Origin of the sequence: Paraburkholderia kururiensis (assembly GCF_034424375.1) — a bacterium.
Classification (GTDB): domain Bacteria; phylum Pseudomonadota; class Gammaproteobacteria; order Burkholderiales; family Burkholderiaceae; genus Paraburkholderia; species Paraburkholderia kururiensis_A.
Genome location: NZ_CP139965.1, coordinates 3,335,473 through 3,351,730, shown reverse-complemented (window position 1 = coordinate 3,351,730; position 16,258 = coordinate 3,335,473). Strand labels below are relative to the sequence as shown.

At 64.1% G+C, this 16,258-nt stretch carries 12 protein-coding genes; 7 read left to right on the top strand and 5 right to left on the bottom strand.

Annotation, left to right across the window (positions count from 1 at the left end):
• The first annotated feature begins 2 nt into the window (after positions 1-2).
• Genes U0042_RS14885 through U0042_RS14875 form a run of 3 tightly spaced genes read left to right on the top strand, consistent with a single transcriptional unit; the run spans position 3 to position 3,477 of the window.
• Positions 3-1,631 (top strand): bifunctional 3-(3-hydroxy-phenyl)propionate/3-hydroxycinnamic acid hydroxylase, encoded by a 1,629-nt coding sequence (locus U0042_RS14885; RefSeq protein ID WP_114810129.1) that lies wholly within the window; start codon positions 3-5, stop codon positions 1,629-1,631.
• Complete coding sequence (locus U0042_RS14880) at positions 1,621-1,950, top strand: NIPSNAP family protein (RefSeq protein ID WP_114810130.1); 330 nt, start codon at positions 1,621-1,623, stop codon at positions 1,948-1,950. The genes U0042_RS14885 and U0042_RS14880 overlap by 11 nt, the downstream gene beginning before the upstream one ends.
• Before the next feature lie 57 nt (positions 1,951-2,007).
• Positions 2,008-3,477, top strand: coding sequence for an NAD-dependent succinate-semialdehyde dehydrogenase (locus U0042_RS14875; protein WP_114810131.1), 1,470 nt, complete (start codon positions 2,008-2,010; stop codon positions 3,475-3,477).
• A 21-nt stretch (positions 3,478-3,498) separates the two neighbouring features.
• Here U0042_RS14875 and U0042_RS14870 read toward each other — a convergent pair whose 3' ends face one another.
• The gene (locus U0042_RS14870; RefSeq protein WP_114810383.1) at positions 3,499-4,224 is read right to left on the bottom strand and encodes an IclR family transcriptional regulator; all 726 of its coding nucleotides are present in this window, start codon (positions 4,222-4,224) and stop codon (positions 3,499-3,501) included.
• Positions 4,225-4,526: 302 nt separating this feature from the next.
• Between U0042_RS14870 and U0042_RS14865 the strand changes: the two genes are divergently transcribed.
• Positions 4,527-5,984 carry an APC family permease gene (locus tag U0042_RS14865; protein WP_114810132.1) on the top strand — a complete coding sequence of 486 codons (1,458 nt, stop codon included), beginning with the start codon at positions 4,527-4,529 and terminating at the stop codon, positions 5,982-5,984.
• Positions 5,985-5,994: 10 nt separating this feature from the next.
• On the opposite strand, the gene U0042_RS14860 is transcribed toward U0042_RS14865, so the two are convergent.
• Positions 5,995-7,104: an ATP-binding protein gene (locus U0042_RS14860; RefSeq protein WP_114810133.1), complete on the bottom strand. Its 1,110-nt coding sequence runs from the start codon at positions 7,102-7,104 to the stop codon at positions 5,995-5,997.
• The gene (locus U0042_RS14855; RefSeq protein ID WP_114810134.1) at positions 7,104-7,793 is read right to left on the bottom strand and encodes a response regulator; all 690 of its coding nucleotides are present in this window, start codon (positions 7,791-7,793) and stop codon (positions 7,104-7,106) included. Before U0042_RS14855 ends, U0042_RS14860 begins: the two co-directional genes overlap by 1 nt.
• Positions 7,794-8,529: 736 nt before the next feature.
• On the opposite strand from U0042_RS14855, the gene U0042_RS14850 reads away from it, so the two are divergent.
• Positions 8,530-10,290: an ABC transporter ATP-binding protein gene (locus U0042_RS14850; RefSeq protein WP_114810384.1), complete on the top strand. Its 1,761-nt coding sequence runs from the start codon at positions 8,530-8,532 to the stop codon at positions 10,288-10,290.
• 59 nt (positions 10,291-10,349) lie between these two features.
• On the opposite strand, the gene U0042_RS14845 is transcribed toward U0042_RS14850, so the two are convergent.
• Positions 10,350-11,849 carry a flagellar hook protein FlgE gene (locus tag U0042_RS14845; protein ID WP_114810136.1) on the bottom strand — a complete coding sequence of 500 codons (1,500 nt, stop codon included), beginning with the start codon at positions 11,847-11,849 and terminating at the stop codon, positions 10,350-10,352.
• Between the two features lie 306 nt (positions 11,850-12,155).
• Between U0042_RS14845 and fliD the strand changes: the two genes are divergently transcribed.
• Positions 12,156-13,571: a flagellar filament capping protein FliD gene (gene fliD / locus U0042_RS14840; protein ID WP_114810137.1), complete on the top strand. Its 1,416-nt coding sequence runs from the start codon at positions 12,156-12,158 to the stop codon at positions 13,569-13,571.
• Between the two features lie 61 nt (positions 13,572-13,632).
• Here the strand turns inward: fliD and U0042_RS14835 are convergent, their stop codons facing one another.
• The gene (locus U0042_RS14835) at positions 13,633-14,451 is read right to left on the bottom strand and encodes a flagellin domain-containing protein (protein ID WP_114810138.1); all 819 of its coding nucleotides are present in this window, start codon (positions 14,449-14,451) and stop codon (positions 13,633-13,635) included.
• Between the two features lie 547 nt (positions 14,452-14,998).
• On the opposite strand from U0042_RS14835, the gene U0042_RS14830 reads away from it, so the two are divergent.
• Complete coding sequence (locus U0042_RS14830) at positions 14,999-16,258, top strand: efflux RND transporter periplasmic adaptor subunit (protein WP_232833298.1); 1,260 nt, start codon at positions 14,999-15,001, stop codon at positions 16,256-16,258.

Sequence of the window (16,258 nt, the reverse complement as noted above, 5' to 3'; positions counted from 1 at the left end):
CCGTGAAGACGGACAACAGACACCGGCCGTCGGTCGTCGTCGTGGGCGCAGGACCCAACGGCGCCGCGATGGCCAACATGCTGGGGCTGTACGGCATCGACACGGTGGTTATCGAAAAGACCCCGGAAATCGTGGAGTTTCCGCGCGCGGTCGGCATAGACGACGAAGCGCTGCGCCTCTTCCAGACCGCGGGGATCGCAGACGAACTGTGCCGCGACATCATCCAGAACGTGCCGCTGCGCATGTTCAAGGCGAACGGGCAGTGCTTCGCCGATATCCGGCCTTCCGGGCGCGAATTCGGCTGGTGGCGACGCAACATCTTCATGCAGCAGCTTGCGGAAAAGACCTTGCGTGCAGGGCTCAAACGCTATCCGCACGTATCGCTTCGGCTTACTGAAGAAGTGGTGGATCTGCAGCAGGACGACGCCGGCGTGACGTTGCACGTTCGCCGCGCAGACGGTCAGACGTACGTGCTCGAAGCCGACTATGTCGTGGCGGCGGACGGCGGCCGCAGTCCGCTGCGCGAGATGCTGGGCGTGAAGCTGGAGGGCACGACGCATCCCATCAAGTGGGTGGTGACCGACGTCAGGAACGCGGACATGGACCAGCCCTGTACGGCGCTCGTGTGCGACCCGCGCCGGCCGAACGTCTGCGTGTATCTGCCGTTCAATTACCGGCGCTGGGAGTTTCTCGTGTTCCCTCACGAGAACGAGGAAGAGATAGCCACGCCCGCATCGATCCGGCGGCTCATCGCGCCGTACGTCAACAACGTCGACGAAATCGAGATCGTGCGCGCGCGAACCTACACGCACCATTCGCGCGTGGCCAGCCGCTTCCTGGTGGGCCGCGTCGCGTTGATCGGCGACGCGGCGCATCTGACGCCGCCCTGGATCGGCCAGGGGCTCAACGCGGGCTTGCGCGACGTCGGCAACCTGGCGTGGAAGCTGGCGGGCGTGGTTCAAGGCCGGCTGCGGCCCGAGGTGTTGCGCACCTACGAGTCCGAGCGGCTCGACCACGTGCGCGCCATGATCGATCTGGCCGATACCTTCGGGGCCATGCTCATGCCAACGAATCGCGCGGCGGCATGGCTGCGCGACAGTTTCTTCAGCCTCGCGCGCCTTGCACCCGGACTGCGCAACTACGTGCTGCAGATGCGCTTCAAGCCCATGCCAAGCTACACGAACGGCGTCGTGCTGCCAGGCACCTCCAGCGCCACGGGCAAGATGATCGTGCAGCCCGACGTTGAAACGGCGGACGGCGTGCGCCGCAAGCTCGACGACGTACTGGGTCCGTGGTTCGCGATCGTGGGCTGGCGTTGCGACCCGCTCGCGTATCTCTCGGCTGAAGACCGGCGCTACTGGCATGCGCTCGGCGTGAAATTCGTGCAGGTGAACCGCTCGCGCAGCGGCAGGTCGCGCGAAGGCCGCGTAGATAGCGCGTACGGCAGCGAGTGCGTGGAGGACGTCGACAACGCGCTGGCCGACTGGTTCGAGAAGCATCCGGGGCCCATCGTGCTCGTACGGCCCGACCGTTACGTTGCTGCCCAGACCGACGTGATGGGGCTGTCGCATCTGGCCAGCCGCTTTCAGGCGTTCGCATCTTTACAGCGGGAGGAAGCCGATGTTTGTTGAGCAGCGTATCTACACGCTCGTGCCGGGCGGCACAGTGGACTATCTGCGGCTGTATGCCGAGCACGGGCGCGAGGCGCAGGAACGCATTCTCGGCACGATGCTCGGCTGCTATACGACCGAAGTCGGTCCACTCAACCAGCTCGTGTATCTGTGGGGCTTCGAGTCGCTTCAGGACCGCGCCGAACGTCGCGCGCGGTTGATGGCCGACGCTGCATTCAAGGACTTTCGCGGCAAGGTGCGCCATCTGCTCGTGCGACAGGAGAACCTGATTCTCAAGCAGGAAATCGGCGGCATGCTCGCGCGCCGGCCGCTTCAGTGATGTGGCGTTCGCGAGCGTGATCGAGTCACTCAAGACCAACCCCAGTTGAATACGCCCATGTCATCGAACGTCTCTTCTTCGCCGGCGCATGAGTCGGTCTATCCGTCGCTCTGCTTCTATATCGATGGGGTGTTCCATGCCGCCGGCCATCGTCGCACGCGCGCCGTCTTCGACCCCGGAACGGAGGCGGTGATCGGAGAGCTGCCGCTTGCCGACGCAGACGACGTCGCGCGCGCCATCGATGCAGCGCATCGCGCATTCGGACGATGGAAAAACGAGTCGCCGCTCGCGCGTTCCGACATTCTGCGCAGGGCAGCGGCGCTGATCCGCGAACGAGCCGCCGACATTGGCCGCCATATCACGATGGACCAGGGCAAGCCGTTGCACGAGGCAGTCGCCGAGGTGGCATCGTCGGCCGAACATCTCGAATGGCACGCCGAAGAGGGGCGGCGCGTCTACGGGCGCGTGGTGCCGGCGCGTTCGCCCGACGTGCAGCAGACGGTGTTGCGCGAGCCGGTTGGCGTGTGCGCCGCATTTTCGCCGTGGAATTTTCCGTTCAACCAGGCGTTGCGCAAGATTGCGGCCGCACTCGCCTCCGGTTGCACGCTCGTGTTGAAAGGACCGGAAGAGGCGCCCAGCGCCATCGTTGCGCTTGCCCGTGTGTTTCACGACGCGGGGCTGCCGCCGGGCTGCCTGAACGTCCTGTGGGGTGTGCCGTCCGAAGTCTCGACGCAACTCATCGAGTCGCCGAAGGTGCGCAAGATTTCATTCACGGGATCGGTGCCCGTCGGAAAGCAACTGGCCGCACTCGCCGGCGCGCACATGAAGCGCATGACGATGGAGCTGGGCGGCCACGCGCCCGTAATCGTCTGCGACGACGCCGATGTGGGGCGCGCCGCGGCCATGCTCGCCGCCTACAAGTTTCGCAATGCCGGGCAGGTGTGCGTCTCGCCCACACGCTTCTTCGTGCAGCGCCGCGTGTATGAGCGCTTCGTCTCGGCCTGGCTCGACGCGATGGCGACGCTGCGCGTGGGTCACGGCCTCGAACCCGGCGTCACGATGGGCCCGCTCGCGCACGCGCGGCGCGTGGCCGAAATGGAAGCCTTCGTGAGCGACGCCAAAGCGAAGGGCGCAGACATCGCAGCGGGCGGCACACGCCTTTTCAGTCGCGGCCATTACTTCGCGCCGACCGTGGTGCTTGCGCCAGCCGCCGATACACGCCTGATGTGCGAGGAACCGTTTGGTCCCATCGCTGCGCTCGTGCCGTTCGACGAACTCGACGCAGCGATTGCCGAAGCGAACAGACTGCCCTTCGGGCTCGCGTCTTACGCGTTCACCGCCTCGTCGCGCAACGCGCACCGCATCAGCCGCAACCTGGAAGCGGGCATGGTCAACATCAACCACTTCGGCATGGGGCCCGCCGAAATTCCGTTCGGCGGCGTGAAGGAAAGCGGGTTCGGCAGCGAAGGCGGCACGGAAACCTTCGACGGCTATCTGGTCACGAAATTCGTGACGCAACTTAATTGAAAGAAGGCGGGTATCGACAGTTCAGATGGCCTCGCCGATTCGCGTCGCCGCATCGACCAGAAGCTTGCCGAGCACGCTCTGGTCGAACAGCGAAAAGTGCTCTTCGCGAAACACCAGCGACACGCTGCTGCCGATGTCGCCGCTGCTCGCGGCAGCGATGGGCGCGGCAATACCGACGAACCCTGAGTCCAGTTCGCCGCGCGAAATGCAGTAGCCGGTTTCAACGATGTGCTGGCAGTGCCGCCAGAACGCGGTCCACTCTTCGAATTCGCCCATTTCCGCGCGGTGCCGTTCGTGCAGGCGCTTGAGGCGTGTGCGCGACATCGAAGCGACGATCGCCTTCGAAGACGCGCCGTGAAAGAGCGGCATGATGCGCCCGCGTCCGAAGCCCAGTTGCAGGTTCTCCACGCCGGTTTCGTGCAGGACGTTGATGATCTGTTCGTCGTACAGGCTCGAAACGAGCGCATCGCCGCCCGTAAGTTGCGCGAGCTTTTGCACCACGGGCGTGGCTGCCTTCAGCATCGGGTCCGACTGGCGCATGTTGTAGTCGAGATGAATGATGCGCGGGCCCAGCGTGTAAGCGCCGTTGTGGCTCACGAGCAGGCCCACGGAAACCAGTTCCTTGACGTAGCGGTAGCACGTGGTGCGGGAGAACCCCATGTGTTCGGCGATGCCCTCCGCCGTCATCGACATGGCCGAAGACGAGAAGACATCGAGAATGGAGAGCATTTTGGTGAGGCTCGACATGAACGATCCGTAGTGAAACAGGTTGGGCAAAAAGGCTTCGACGAGGGCCGCTGTGGTCAGATCCGGCCTTTCGCGGCAGGCTCGTATTGCGGGATTTCAGCAGGGAAATCGCGTTTTATGGCGTGGTAGTTTATCGCCAATCCTGCATTGTGCCGATTCGGGCTAACGGCGCGAATAATGGACTTCTAACATCGGGTTCGTGTAGCCGGATCGACGCGCGGGCGTGTGTGCCGCACCTCCGGCGCGGGACCGACGGGCGGTGTGCCGGCCCGACTATACCTACACATGACGGAGGAGACGTAATGCTTCAGCAGACGCAGGCCCCGCACCCCGGGCTCAGGCAGGGCGCCTTGAGTATCGGCTTCATCATCTTCTTCGTCGTTTCTGCGGCGAGCCCGTTGAGCGTGCTGGCGGGCGGCTTTCCCATCGGCATCATGCTGGGCAACGGCCCCGGCACGCCCGCGCTGCTGCTCCTGACGCTCGGCATTCTGCTGACGTTTTCCGCCGGGTATACCGCGATGGCACGCCACGTCACGAATGCCGGGGGCTTCTACGCGTTTTCGTGCCGCGGCCTGGGCGGTCTTCTGGGCGGTGGCGCAGGCATGCTCGCCATGTTCTGCTACAACATCCTTCAGATCGGCGTCTATGGTCTCTTCGGCGCCGTTGTTTCGGACACCGTTTCAACCACCTTTCATCTGGTGTTGCCGTGGTGGGTCTATTCGTTCATGGCGCTGGCGAGCGTCGCGATACTCGGCTACCGGCAGATCGATCTCTCGGCGCGCCTGCTCTCCGTCATGGTGACGGCCGAGTATCTGACCATCCTCGTGCTCGATGCCTGCATCCTGCTCAAGGGCGGCGAAGCGGGCGTCAACCTGGACGCGTTCAAACCGGCCGCCGTATCGAGCGGTTCGCCCTCCATCGGACTGCTGTTCTGCTTCGCCGCGTTCATCGGTTTCGAGGCCACCACGATTTACGGCGAAGAAGCGCGAGACCCGAAACGTGCCATTCCCATTGCCACGTTTGCGGCCGTGCTGCTGATCGGCGCGTTCTATTCGCTCTCGCTCTGGGCGATGGTGGTGGGGGCGGGCGCCAACAAGATCGTTCCCGCGCTACAGGCCATGCAGGACCCCACCACCTTCATCTACGGTCTGTCGGACCGCTATGCAGGCCACGGACTGACGCAGGTGATCCGCGTGCTCTTCATCGTGAGTATCTACGCCGGGCTGCTCGCCTTCCATAACTCCGCGGCCCGATATTTCTTCGCCAGCGGACGCGACCGCTTGCTGCCGCAAGTGCTGGGCCGCGCCCATTGCCAGCATCAGAGCCCGCACGTCGGGTCGCTGCTGCAATCGTGCATCGCCGCGGTGGTGGTGGGCCTGTTCGCGCTGCTGCATGCGGACCCGGTGCTCCAGCTGTTTGCGTGGCTTTCGAACGTGGCGACGCTGTGCGTGATCCTGCTCATGGCGATCACGTCGGCTGCCGTGATCGGTTTTTTTCGCAAGCGCTCGGCCCATCATTCCGTGAGAGGCGAGAGCTGGATGCGCACGCAGGCACTGCCGGCCATTTCGTGCGTGCTGCTAACTTATGTGCTCGTGACGGCGATCAGGCATTTCGACGTGTTGACCGGTGCCAGCGGCTGGCTGGCCGACGCGTTGTGCTCGCTCGTGCCGCTCGCGGTGCTGCTTGGCGTGGCATTGGCCGCGCGGTTGCGGCGGGTGTCGGCGGAGCATTATCGGCGGCTGGGTACTTACACGCCGTAGGCGCCCGGCATCACGGTTCGGGTTCGGGAACGGGCGCGCGCGGAATGTCGATTTCGAAGATGCTGCCGCCCGCGCTGGACGGCACATAGCGCACGTCGCCGCCATGGGCCATCGCGATGGCGCGCACCACGGACAACCCGAGCCCCGAGCCGCCGGATTCGCGCGAACGCGATGCGTCGCCGCGCGTGAACGGATTGAAGGCGTGACGCGCGAATTCCGGCGTGAGGCCAGGGCCGTCGTCCTCCACGCGCAGCACCACATGCGTGTCGCGCGGCTCCACGTCGATACGCAGCCGGCCGGGATGCGCATAGCGGCGCGCGTTGTCGAGCAACGCCAGCAGCGCCTGCCGGATGCGAGGGCCGTCGCAACGCAGAATGACCGGCACGATGCGAAGTTCGGCGCGCAGCCCCGCTTCTTCCAACGCAGGACGAATCGAATCGACGGCATGTTCCACTTCGGCGCCGATCTCGGTAGGCTCGATGCGCATTTGCAGGCGGCCGCTGTCTTGCAGCGTGACGACGCGCAAGTCTTCGACAAGACGCGAGAGGCCTTCCACCTGGAACAGCAGTCCGCGGAAAAGCGCTTCGTGCGGCTCGAACACGCCGTCGCTCAACCCCTGCAAGCGCCCCTTCAGAATGGTGAGCGGCGTGCGCAGTTCGTGCGCAATGGCGGCGTTCCAGGCGGCCATGTCGGCGGCCATGTCCTGGAGTTTCATGGCCATCGTGTTGAAGTCGTCGACGAGATGCGCCGTTTCGCCGAGCGAACGGTCGCCCGGCACCGCGCGCGCCGCAAGGTCGCCCGTTGCGATGCGGCGTGCGCTCTCGGCAAGCGAATTGAGCGGCGCGAGAATGCGCCGCGCCAGACGCAGCGCAATGATGACGGCGACGATAAGCGCCACGAGCAGCAGCGCGGCGAAGATCAGGTAGTCCGGCGCCTGCGGAATGAGCATGTCCTCGGGCGGACCAGGCGGGGGCGGCAGGAACGTATAGAGCAGGCCGTAGATCACGAACGAGCCCACGAACGCGATCAGTGTCGTGATAAGCGCGACGAGCCCCATCGACATGACGATCTGCCGGCTCAACCGGCCGCGCTGCGGCATCGGCCCTTCGGGCGTGGGCATCAGCTTTCCATGAGGCGGTAGCCTACGCCGCGCACCACCGACATCATGCCCGGCGCACCGCCCTGGTCTAGCTTCTTGCGCAGATTGGAGACGTGGCTGTCCACGGTGCGCTCCAGCGCGTCGCCGCCCGGCAGGCAGGCGTCGACCAGTTCGCCGCGGCTGAACACGCGGCTCGGCGATTTCGCGAGGTGCGCCAATATGCGGAATTCCGTCAACGTGAGCGCGAGCGATGCTTCGCCCGCTTCGCTGATCACCTTGGCGACGTAACGCTCGGTATCGATTTCGAGCTTGCCGACGCGCAGCACTCCCGGCGCGCGCGACACGCCGACACGTCTCAACACGGCGCTCACGCGTGCGACGACTTCCACGGGATTGAAGGGCTTCACGATATAGTCGTCGGCGCCGAAACGCAGGCCTTGCAGGCGGTCGATGGCCTGGTCGAGCGCCGTCAACATGATGACGGCCGTATTGCTGCGACGACGCAATTCGACCAGCACTTCCCAGCCGTCTTTCTTCGGCATCTTCACGTCGAGCAGCACGAGGTCCGGCTTGAGTACGGGATGCACGTCAATGGCGGTTTGCCCGTCGGTGACGCGGTAGGTGCGAAATCCTTCGCGTACGAGGTACGCATCGAGTATTTCGGCAATTTCCGGTTCGTCTTCGGCAATCAGGATCAGCGCATTGTTCATGCTGTTGTCTCGGGTCTCGGGCCGCGATCGGTCACTCGTTCAGGACTGCCATGCTGGCACAGTGCGAGACACCGGTTAATGGTCTCCACGGAATCTCCATGGTATCTCAACACGATCCGGCGCCCGCGCGCCTATGATGGGCGCACGCCGATACAGCGCGGCTGCAGGGCGCGTTCATGCGCACTTCACGACACCGCGCACCGCGGCGCTTCGGAATAGACGCGAAAACAACACGACGAGGTACGGGGATGCGCTTTCGCAGACGGGATGGTGTCATCGTGGAAGCCAGCCGCTGGTTTTTCCCGGAGAAACATCCGCACGTGCAGCTTCGCTGCGGCAAGTGGATGATGGCGACGCCTGACGGCTGGCGCGAAGTGAACGCCGGAGACTGGATTCTGACGGACGACACGGGCCATTCGTGGCCGATGTCGAACGTTTCGTTTTGCGGAGCATACGAGCCGGCTGGCGAAACGTAAGCCCGAGCGTGGGTGTCGTGCAGTTCGCCCGAGGCTCCGCGCGTTGGTCCGTGGAGTAGGAGCCTCCCTGGCCAGCCCTTGCGGGTTGGCCTTTTTTCATGGTGAAGGCGAATCCGCAGGCGAATCGCAACGGCCGCGCGGTGGTGATGCCCGCACAAGCCTTCATCGAATCTCCATCGAAACTCCATACGGCGTGGCGACGAACAACCGAGGATGCGCGTGCCGACGAGCGGCGTCGGTTCGCTATCCAGAGGTATTCGATGAGTCGCCACACGCATGCTGCGAGGCATGCTTACCTGCGCAGAATTCTCGCGCTTTTCAAGCCCTATTCGTTGCAGTTCGCCGTCGTGCCGGCGTTGATGCTGTTCGCCTCGATTGCCGGCGTGGCCGGTCCGTTCGTCATTCGCCGCATCATCGACGAAGCGCTCCCGAAGGGCGATCTGCGTCTTCTGCTGGGGCTGGTCGCGGTATTGGTCGCCATCGCGGCCGCCACCGCCATCGCGAGCACGATTCAAACCTTCGTGTCGACCCGCATCGGGCAGGCCATCCTGCACGACCTGCGCGTTCGCGTATATGGGCATTTGCAGAACCTGTCGCTGTCGTTCTTCACGAACACGCGGTCGGGCGAAATCCAGGCGCGCATTGCCAGCGACATCGGCGGCCTGCAGGCGCTCATCACGCACACCGCCGTGGAAGCCGCCCGGAACGCAAGCGTGGTCGTCATGACGTCGGTTGCCATGCTGGTGCTCGACTGGCGCCTCGCGCTGCTTTCGTTTGCGGTCATACCGGGGCTCGCGTGGCTGCAATATCGCATCGGGCTCATGCGCGAGGCCATCGTGCACGAGCAGCAGAAGCGTATTGCGGATCTGTCCTCGACCATTCACGAGTCGCTTTCCGTGGGCGGCATCGTGCTCGCGCGCACCACGGGACGTCTGCGCCATCTGCTGGGCGGATTCACGCGCACGTCGCGCGATGTGGCGCATCTCGAAGTGCGCTCGCACTCCGCAGGGCAGTGGGAGTGGAGCCTCGTCTACTTCGCGCTTTCCGTGCTGCCCGCGCTCACGCTGCTTGCCGGCGCGACGTTCATGAATCTCGGCATGCCCATGACTATCGGCACGCTCGTCGCCATGATCACGTTGCAGGAGCAGTTGTTCTGGCCGCTCGAGGAAATTCTCGCCGCCGGTATCGAGCTGCGCACGGCGCGTGCCCTGTTCGTGCGCATCTTCGATTATCTGGACAAACCGGTGGGCATTACCGAACGTCCGCACGCCGTGACGCTTTCGCGCGCGGCCATGCGTGGCGACGTGCGGCTCGATAACGTGACGTTCCGCTATGAAGGCAGCGATGGGCCGGCGATCTGCGGCGTGAGCATCGACATTCCGGCAGGCTCGCACGTGGCCATCGTGGGGCCCACGGGTTCGGGCAAGACCACGCTGGCCTACCTGCTCGCGCGCCTCTACGACGTGCAGGGCGGGCGTATCTGCTACGACGGTATCGACGTACGCGACATGAGCCTGGCGTCGCTGACCGACATGCTCGGCGTCGTGACGCAGCAGCCGTATCTGTTCAACGCATCCGTTGCGGACAACCTGCGTTTCGCCAAACCGGACGCGAGCGACGACGAACTGATTGCCGCTGCACGCGTGGCGCAGGTGCACGACGTGGTGGCGTCGCTGCCGCAGGGCTACGCCACGCGCGTAGGCGAAGGCGGTTATCGCTTTTCGGGCGGCGAGAAGCAGCGGCTCGCGCTGGCGCGCACCGTGCTGCGCAATCCGCCGGTGCTGCTGCTCGACGAAGCGACAAGCGCGCTCGATACGCGAACGGAGCGCCTGCTTGCCGATGCACTCGACGCGCTCGCGAAGAACCGCACGACCATCACCATCGCGCATCGGCTTTCGACAGTACGCAACGCGGACCAGATCATCGTGCTCGACAGGGGACGCGTCGTCGAGCGCGGAGACCACGAGAGCCTCGTCTCGCACTGCGGCATGTATGCCGAACTCGTCGGATCGATGAGCTGAATTCGGCGGTTCCTGCCGGCTTCAGCGGCAGGAACGGTTCACGGACAGGCGCCGGAGCGTTACAGGTTCATGAGCGTCTGATCGACCATGCGCTGCGTCTTGATGGTTTGCGCGTTGGCCTGGTAATTGCGCTGCGCGGTAATCAGGTTCACCAGTTCGTTGGTCAGATCGACGTTCGAATTTTCGGTTGCTCCGCCTTGCAGCGTGCCGTGGTTCGTCGAGCCGGGCGCCGATATCTGCGCGACGCCGGACGCGGCCGTTTCCTGAAACGCGTTGTTGCCCAGATTCACGAGACCGTTCTGGTTCGCGAAGTTGGCGAGCGCGATCTGACCCAGCGCCATCGTCTGGCCGTTCGTGTATTTGCCTGTCAGCATGCCGTCGTTGCCTATCGTGAAGTGCGTGAGCTGGCCTGCGGAGAAGCCGTCTTGCGCGAGCGCGTTGATGCCGTCCCGGCCACCGAACTGCGTCGTGCCGCCCAGCTTGAGCAGCAAGGGTTGCGGCGTGGCGGAACCGTTGCCGTTGGCGACAGCGAAATTGAACGCGAGCGCCGTGGCGGTCGGTTTGCCCGTCGCATCCACCGTGCCGGCGAGGTTGCCCGAGGTGTCGAATTTCGTGCTGCCGATGGGTGTACCCGGCACGTTGCCGGGCACGCCCGCATAGACGTCCCATGTGCCGGGCGCCTTCTTCACGAAATACATCGCGACCGATTGCTCGCCGCCGAGCGAGTCGTACACGGGCACCGACGTCGAAAAGTTGTAGGTGGAACTGTCCGTTGCGTTGAACGCGATCGGGTTCGGCGTGACGGTCACTTTGTCGCCTGCCACGGCTGCGCCGGTGAGCGTGAGCGTGGCGCCCGTCGCGAGTTTGATCGGCGCATTGGCCGCATACGTCAGGCCCGTTTGCGACACGCCGGAACTCGACGTCAGGTCGTAAGTCGTGGGGCTCGTGAAGGTCAGCGTCCACGTGTCCGCGTTGCTGCCCTGGGTGGCGTCCGTGATGACCGCGCCTTTGCTCTTCAGCGCACCCGTTGCGGTGACGGTGGGCGTGCCGAGCTTGAGCGCGTCGCGCGCGTTCAGGTTGAGGCTCGCTGTGATCGTCGTCGTGGCGGTCGGCGCGATGTTCGTGGTCGGCACTTTCAATGGAACCGTATTCGCCGTTTCGACAATACCGTTCGCATTCGCGGCGTAGCCCATCAGCTTCAGGCCGTCTGCGTTCGTGATGAAGCCGTTGCGGTCCAGCTGGAACACGCCGTTACGCGTGTACGTGAGCGCGCCCTGGTTCGACATCTGGAAAAAGCCATTGCCGTTGATGGCGACGTGCAGCGCGACGTTGTCCGTCGTGATGGTGCCTTGCGAGAAGTTCTGCTCGACGCCGGCGAGCCGCGAGCCTAGGCCGATCTGGTTGTGCACCGCCGTGGCGACCGAGTTTGCATAGATGTCTGCGAATTGCGCCTGCCCTTGCTTGAAGCCGGTGGTGTGCGCATTCGCGATGTTGTGGCCGATCACGTCGAGGTCTTTCGACGCGCCTGCCAATCCGCTCAGTCCTTGCTGATAACCCATGATGGTCTCCGTTTCCAGTTGAAGCCGCCTGCGTGGGGATGATGCTGACGGCCATCGAAGGCAGGCCGCTTCGCGCGGACATGCTGTGGCCAAACGCATCGGCATACAACGCGGTTCATCGAATCTCCATCGTGTCTCGACACGTGAGATCGCAACGCCACGAACGCCGCGGCGCGACGTCGTTCACGCGCTCGAATGGCAAACGGAATTCATCAGATATCCATATGAATTCGACCGAACCTCAACGGAACCATGCGTCACTAGCGGGGTAATCAGTTAAACGAACCGCCTGCCCGGAGCCCGCGCATGACGACGACCACTTCTTCTTCGAACGATACTGCTGCCCTGATCCGGCAAGCGACGCAGTCCATCATCAGCGGCGCGACGCGCTCGTCCATCGACGTCGATACGCTCGTGTCGGCGCTCGTTACCGCGAAGACCGCGGGGCAATCAGACATGCTCGGCAGAAAGCAGAGCGCCGATAACGTGGAGCTTTCGGCGGTCGGCAAGATTCAGGCGGTGCTTGCGTCGCTGCAATCCGCATTGCGGGGATTCACGGACGGCACGGCGCTCAATACCCTCACGGCGACGATGAGCGGCAACGGCCTGAAGGCGACGGCCGCGACGGACGCGGCCCCTGGCACGTACAGCATTGCCGTGAACCACCTGGCCAGCGCGAACAAGATTTCGTCGCAGGCATTCGCGCGCGACGAGCGTCTGGGCGCCGGCACGCTGACGGTCGGCGTGGGCGGCCGCACGATGCAGATCGACGTTGACGCGGGCAGTTCGCTTGCGAGCCTCGCCAAGGCCATCAACGCGGCCACCGGCAACCCGGGTGTTTCCGCGGCCATCGTGACGGCGTCGGACGGGCAGCACCTCGTGCTCACGTCGAAGCAGACCGGCGCCGCGAGCGCCATCACGATCTCGGCCGGCGGCGGTGCCAACACGAAACTCAATACGTCGAGCTTCCGGCAGATCACCGCGGGCAAGGACGCGAGCCTTTCGATCGACGGCAATACCGTGAGCAGTGCGAGCAACACCATTGAAGGCGCGCTGACAGGCATCACGCTCGTCCTGACGGGCGAGGCCGTGGGCACGACGCAAACGCTCTCCGTTACGCGCGACACGGCGGTTTCGACGAAAGCCATCACCGATTTCGTCGCGGCCTACAACGGCTACATCGCGACGGAGAAAAGCCTGACGTGGGACGCGTCCCAGCCCGTGGCCTCGCGCGCGGGCCCGCTGCTGGGCGACGCGATGACCCATGCCATCACCAACCGGCTCGGCAGTCTGATGAGCGGCGGCGTCGCCGTTGGCGGGCGAACGTACAGTCTGTCGTCCGTCGGCATCGATCTGCAACACGACGGCACGCTTTCCGTGAACACGGCGAAGCTGCAAAAGGCGCTGACTGAAGACAGTGCGGCGATCCCGGCGTTGTTCAATCCGACCAACGGAGTGGCGGTGAAGCTGAACACGTTCATTGGCACGTACACGAGGCCGAGCGGCACGCTCGAACAACGCACGCGCGCATTGAACGCCGACCTCGGCAAGGTGACGAACGATATGACGCAGCTCAAGCGCTACCAGGACACGCTGACGGCGCAATACAACGCGCAGTTTCGGGCGCTCAACGTGCTCATGACCACCATGCAGAACAACACGCGTTACCTGAATCAACTGTTCGGCGGCGCCGGCGCGGCCGGTACGCTGAATCGCCGGTAGGACGGCACCCCTCTCGCAGCAGGTGCGGCGCGCGGTATCACAGCGCGCCGCTTTTTTGTGCTTATTGCAGGAGCTTCAGCACTTGCTGCGGCAGCGAGTTCGCTTGCGCGAGCACCGAGATGCCGGCTTGTTGCAGCACTTGCGCCTTCGAGAGGTTCGCCGTTTCCGAAGCGAAGTCCGCATCGACAATCTGCGAGCGCGCCGAATTCAGGTTCGTCGATTGCGTCTGCGTGTTGCTGATGGCGGACTGGAACGTGTTCTGCGTGGCGCCCAGCGTGGCCTGGAAGTTATTGACCTGCGAGAGTGCAGCGTCGATGGCGGTGATCGCGTTTTGCGCGCCCGAGGTCGTCGAGATGTCGATGCCGGAGACGCCGAGGCCCGATGCGTTCCACGTGGTCGAACCGAAGTTCGCCGTGATCGTCTGGTTCGCCGATGCGCCGATCTGGAAATTCACGCTGCCCAGACCGCCGAGCACGGCCTGACCGTTGAACGTCGTCTGCGTCTGGACACGGTTGATTTCGGTGAGCCGCGTGGTGACTTCCGTTTGCAGGTTCGCTTGCGCTGCCGAACCGAGCGAGCCGTCGCCCGATTCAACGGCCAACTGACGAATGCGCTGCAGGTTGGCCACGGTCGACGAGATCGCGCCCGAAGCGGTCTGCACCATCGAAATGCCGTTGTTCGCGTTCATCACGCCTTGATTGAGCGCGTTGATGGCGGCAGTCTGACTGGTGGCGATGGCGAGGCCGGCAGCGTCGTCCGCGGCCGTGTTCACGCGCTTGCCCGACGAGAGGCGGTTGATGGCTTGTGACAGCGCGCTTTGCGAACCGGAAAGGTTCGTCTGCGTTGTCAGCGACAGAATATTGGTATTGATGTTGAGCATCGGTGTCCTCTTGAGAGTAAGAGATGGATAACGTGCGGTCAGGTTGCCGGCGACGAAAATTTGCAGCGTTCGCGATCAACCTGACTCCGTTATCGGCCGACGGTTATTTTTATTTAGGATGATTAATTAAAAAAATACCGGCCTGTGGCCGGTAGAAAAGAGCAAATGCTCTTGTTAAGGAAGCGTGCCAATTGTCTGCGCCGATTATGGATTTCTTATTGAGATTTGATGGACCGCATTGGAATGCGGATGGAAAGGCAGCGCCTTCCCTGTCTCCATCGAATCTCAACAATATCTCAACACGATATGGGTTCCGCGCCCGGATGATGCGACCGTCCCTTGCGTATCCCGGTATGGCTGCGAGCCGTAGATCGTATGCACAGACCTGGGGGAATGCGAGAGATGAACTGAAAGCCGTTTGCACAAGGCTCCGGCAAGGCCCTCGGAATGCCGGAGTCGTTTGGCCGACCGCTTTTTGGGTCGGCCATTTTTTTATAACGGCCGGCATGGCCGAAAAAGCTGTGAAGTCGTGGAGAGGTTGATCGACATGAGAGGTAATCGCATCGCGAAAGGCGTCGCGACGATGGCGATGCTGACGTTCCTCGCTGCGTGCAAGGAACCCGGCAGTGCCGCGAACCGGGAGGCGGCTCACGAACGTCCGGTCGCGCAGGTCAGCGTGGTGACGCTGCGCGCGCAAACCGTGCCGCTCACGACGGAACTCTCGGGGCGCGTGGTCGCTTCGCTCGAGGCCGAGGTGCGTCCGCAGGTGACGGGCATCATCCAGAAGCGTCTGTTTCGCGAAGGCGGCGAGGTGAAGGTCGGCGAAGCGCTGTACCAGATCGACCCGGCGACCTATCAGGCCGCGTACGACAGTGCACGTGCGGCGCTCGTGAAAGCCGAGGCGGCCGTGCCCGGCGCGCTCGCGAAGGCCGACCGCTACAGCGACCTGGTGCGGCGCAACGCCATCAGCAAGCAGGAATACGAGGACGCAGTGGACGTGCTCGCGCAGGCGCGGGCCAACGTGGCCGTCGCGAAAGCCGCCGTGGAGACGGCGAGAATCTCGCTCGACTACACGACCATCCGCGCGCCCATCTCGGGCCGCATCGACCGGTCATCGCTCACGCCGGGGGCGCTCGTCACCACGGGCCAGGCTACAGCGTTGACCACGATCCGCCAGATCGACCCCATCAACGTCGACCTCACGCAGTCCAGTGCGAGTCTGCTTGCCTTGCGTCAGGCGATCGAATCGGGACGGCTTCAGTCGGCGGGGGCCGGCATGGGCGTGAAGTTGAGGCTCGAAAACGGCACGGTCTATCCGCACGCCGGAAAACTCGAATTCGCCGAATCGAGCGTCAATCAAACCACCGGCACGTACATCCTGCGGGCCGTGCTGCGCAACCCGTCACGCCTGCTGCTGCCCGGCATGTACGTGCGCGCCGTGGTGGACGAGGGCACCGTGCCGCACGCGTTTCTGATTCCGCAGCGCGCAGTGAGCCGCGGCCTGCGCGGCGAGGCCACGGCGCTCTTCGTCCGCAATGGCAAGGTGGTGGAGCAGGCGCTGGCCGGCGCGCGGCAGATCGGCAACGACTGGCTCGTGCAGACCGGTGTGGCCGACGGCGACCAGGTCATCGTGGAAGGCAGCCAGCTCGTGAGAGAGGGCGACACCGTGACGGCCGTGCACGTCGAACTCGACAAGACGACGGGTGCCGTTCGTCCCACGCGTGCCGTCGCTCGTGCGGATGGCGCCGATTCGCCGGACACGCTGCGCCCCGCGTTGATTCGCGACCGGCAGGCCAGCCGAGGTTGA

What these genes read in the sequence shown, in the direction of transcription:
- U0042_RS14870 (WP_114810383.1), bottom strand. Translation starts at nt 4,224, where the DNA reads ATGTCGAGCCTCACCAAAATGCTCTCCATTCTCGATGTCTTCTCGTCT.
- U0042_RS14835 (WP_114810138.1), bottom strand. Translation starts at nt 14,451, where the DNA reads ATGCTCAACATCAATACCAATATTCTGTCGCTGACAACGCAGACGAAC.
- U0042_RS14860 (WP_114810133.1), bottom strand. Translation starts at nt 7,104, where the DNA reads ATGCCCACGCCCGAAGGGCCGATGCCGCAGCGCGGCCGGTTGAGCCGG.
- fliD (WP_114810137.1), top strand. Translation starts at nt 12,156, where the DNA reads ATGACGACGACCACTTCTTCTTCGAACGATACTGCTGCCCTGATCCGG.
- U0042_RS14865 (WP_114810132.1), top strand. Translation starts at nt 4,527, where the DNA reads ATGCTTCAGCAGACGCAGGCCCCGCACCCCGGGCTCAGGCAGGGCGCC.
- U0042_RS14850 (WP_114810384.1), top strand. Translation starts at nt 8,530, where the DNA reads ATGAGTCGCCACACGCATGCTGCGAGGCATGCTTACCTGCGCAGAATT.
- U0042_RS14830 (WP_232833298.1), top strand. Translation starts at nt 14,999, where the DNA reads ATGAGAGGTAATCGCATCGCGAAAGGCGTCGCGACGATGGCGATGCTG.
- U0042_RS14880 (WP_114810130.1), top strand. Translation starts at nt 1,621, where the DNA reads ATGTTTGTTGAGCAGCGTATCTACACGCTCGTGCCGGGCGGCACAGTG.
- U0042_RS14875 (WP_114810131.1), top strand. Translation starts at nt 2,008, where the DNA reads ATGTCATCGAACGTCTCTTCTTCGCCGGCGCATGAGTCGGTCTATCCG.
- U0042_RS14845 (WP_114810136.1), bottom strand. Translation starts at nt 11,849, where the DNA reads ATGGGTTATCAGCAAGGACTGAGCGGATTGGCAGGCGCGTCGAAAGAC.
- U0042_RS14855 (WP_114810134.1), bottom strand. Translation starts at nt 7,793, where the DNA reads ATGAACAATGCGCTGATCCTGATTGCCGAAGACGAACCGGAAATTGCC.